The organism is Kitasatospora sp. NPDC097643 (genome assembly GCF_040302625.1).
GTDB lineage: Bacteria > Actinomycetota > Actinomycetes > Streptomycetales > Streptomycetaceae > Kitasatospora.
On sequence record NZ_JBEOSA010000148.1, the window covers coordinates 1 to 3,117 of the forward strand.

1 protein-coding gene is annotated in these 3,117 nt (G+C 67.5%); it reads left to right on the forward strand.

The window, feature by feature from the left end:
• Positions 1-3,117: non-ribosomal peptide synthetase (locus ABTY15_RS39475; protein ID WP_350607544.1), on the forward strand; the 3,117-nt coding region annotated here is incomplete at both ends.

Here is a 3,117-nt window from a genome sequence, read left to right on the forward strand (position 1 = left end):
AACACGGTCCCGTTCGTCTTCGACCGCACGGCCGGGACGTGGGCGGAGCTGGTACGGCAGGTGTTCGGGCGTGAGGCCGAGTTGTGGCCACACCGCCGCTTTCCCCTGCCCGCGATCCAACGGTTGGCGCACAACCGGCAAGTGCCGGACGTCTACTTCAACTACCAGGAGTTCGGTCAGGTCGACCGCAAGCTGATCGATGCGGTCGCGAACACCCATCGCGCCGGTTCACAGTTCCCGCTCGTGGCATCAACACTGAACAGCCGAGTGATTCTGCACGCCGATGCCGGACTCCTGTCCCAGGCGCATGTTGAGCGGTTGGGAGTGATGTTCCGCCTGGTGCTGGAGTCCATGGCCGCCGGCGGGACGGGCGATGCACACGCGGTGTTCATGCCGCCGGGTGAGATCTCGACGATCACGGGCGTGACGGGCACGTCGGCGGATGTCCTCGACGCGTTCGCCGCGCAGGTCGCGTCGGCGCCGGACACGGTGGCGGTGATCGCCAAGGGCATGCAGATCTCCTATGCGGAGCTGGATGCGCGTTCGGACCGGCTCGCCCATCACCTGCGCTCGCTGGGCGTCGGTCCGGGTGATGTGGTCGGAGTTCTGGTGGAACGCTCGCCGGAACTTCTGATCGCAATGCTGGCGGTACTGAAGTCGGGTGCCGGGTATCTGCCGTTGGATGCGGCGTTCCCGGTGGGACGGCTGGCCGGGATCGTGGCGGATGCCAAGCCGGTGGTCGTGGTGACGCAGGAGGTCCATGCGCACACGGCGCGGGCCGTGCATCCGGGCACGATGGTCGTGTTGGACCGTGATGCCGACGTGATTGATGCCCAACTACCCACCGGTGCCTGGCCGGTGGTGGATCCTGACGTGCTCGCGTATGTGCTCTACACGTCGGGTTCGACCGGTACGCCGAAGGGTGTGGAGGTCACCCGGGGGGCTCTGGCGAACCTTCTCGCGGGTATGCGGGAGATTCTGGGAGCTGCCTCGCCGGCGAGCGAGGTGTGGCTGGCCTCGACGTCGGTGTCGTTCGACATTTCGGGCCTGGAGCTGTTCCTGCCCCTGGTGAGCGGGCAGTGTGTCGTGCTGGCCGGAGACGATCAGGTCGGGGATGCGGACGAGCTGATCGGCTTGATCCGCAAGCACGGTGTGACGCATGTGCAGGCGACCCCGTCGGGGTGGAAGGTCCTGCTCGGGGCCGGTCTCGACCCGGCCGGTCTCACGCTGTTGGTGGGCGGCGAGGCACTGCCGCTGGAACTCGCCGGCCAGCTGCGGGCACGCGCCGAACGTCTGGTCCATGTCTATGGGCCGACCGAGACGACGATCTGGTCCACCGCCGTGGACATGCCCTTCGATCCGGTAAGCATTCCGCTTGGCACGCCGATCCGGAACACGACCGTCCACGTGCTGGACGGGCACTTGAACCCGGTGCCGTCGGGCGTCGCCGGTGAGCTCTTCATCGCCGGGGACGGCCTGGCCCAGGGCTACCGCGGTCACGCCGCCCTCACGGCGGAACGGTTCCTGCCCAACCCCTACGGCCCGCCCGGTACCCGGCTCTACCGCACCGGCGACCTGGTACGACGCACCCTGACCGGTGAACTGGAGTATCTCGGCCGCAGCGACGACCAGTTGAAGATCCGTGGATACCGGATCGAACCCGCGGAGATCGAAACCGCGTTGCGCAGCCACCCCCAGGTCCGTGACGCGCATGTCACCGCGATCCCCGACCACACCGACGAACCCCGCCTCACCGCCTATCTGATCGCAGCGGCCGAGCTCGGCCTGGACGAAGTGCGCCGACACCTGCGACAGAGCCTGCCCGAGTACATGCTGCCTACCGCTGTGATCACGCTGGACAGCTGGCCGCTCACCGCGGCCGGCAAGCTCGACCGCGCCGCCCTGCCCGCCCCCGAGCTCGTGTCGCGGGACAGTGTCGAACCGCGTACCGACACCGAACGACGCCTCGCCGCAGTCTGGGCGGAGGCACTCGGGCTGGCCAGGGTGGGGGTGAACGAAACGTTCTTCGACCTCGGTGGGGACTCCATCCGGGCCGTCGTGCTGGTCGGCACCGCACGTGCCGCCGGGCTCGACCTCGCCGTCCGCGACATCTTCGACCACCCCACCATCGCCGAACTCGCACAACACATCACCGGCGACGACATCGAGGTCGACGATGTGCTCGTCGAGCCGTTCGCGCTGGTCGGAGAATCCGACCGGGCCGCGCTTCCGGCTGGTCTCGTCGATGCGTACCCGTTGTCGCAGGTCCAGACGGGCATGGTCGTGGAAGGGCTCCTCGGGATCGGTAAGGACGATTACCAGCGGGTGACGGCGTTCCGTGTTCCTGGAACCGAGCCGTACGACCACACGGTGCTGGTGGAGGCAGCCGCCTTCGTGGTGGCTCGCCAGGAGGCCCTGCGGACCTCGGTTGATCTGACGACCTTCTCGGCACCGATGCAACTCGTCTGGCCCGCGAGCCGGGTGCGGGTCCCGATCGAGCGATTGTCGCTCAGGGCCGGTGACTCCGCACACCGTGTCGTCGAGGACTATGTCGACGGTCAGCGGACGAAGTTGGTGGATGTCAGCCAGGCCCCGTTGTTCGGGTTGGCGACCCTGGTTGAGGAGAACGGTTCCTGGTGGCTCGTCCTGACGTACCACCACGCCATTCTCGAAGGCTGGAGCCAGAATGCCTTCCTTTCTGACCTGCTGATGGCCTATCAGGCAATTCGCGACGGTGGCGCGGTTGAGCCGCCGGCCACCGGCGGAGCACGCTATGCGGACTTCATCGCCGGAGAGCTGGAGTCATTGGCCGATGAGGGCGACCAGGAGTACTGGCGCTCGGTGGTCGATGGTCACGCGGCTTTCGTCCTGCCGTCGGGTTGGGGTGAGGGTGAGGAGGCTTCACGGGCGACGCATGTGGTGGAGGTGCCGTTCGGGGACCTGGAGTCGGGGCTTCGGGGGTTGGCGTCGTCGACGCGGACCTCGTTGAAGAGTGTGCTGTTCGCGGCGCATCTGAAGGTGTTGAGCCAGCTCACGCCGGAGGAGTCGTTCACGACCGGGCTGGTGTGCGACGCCCGCCCGGAGCTGCTGGGCGCGGACCGCGTCTACGGGATGCAC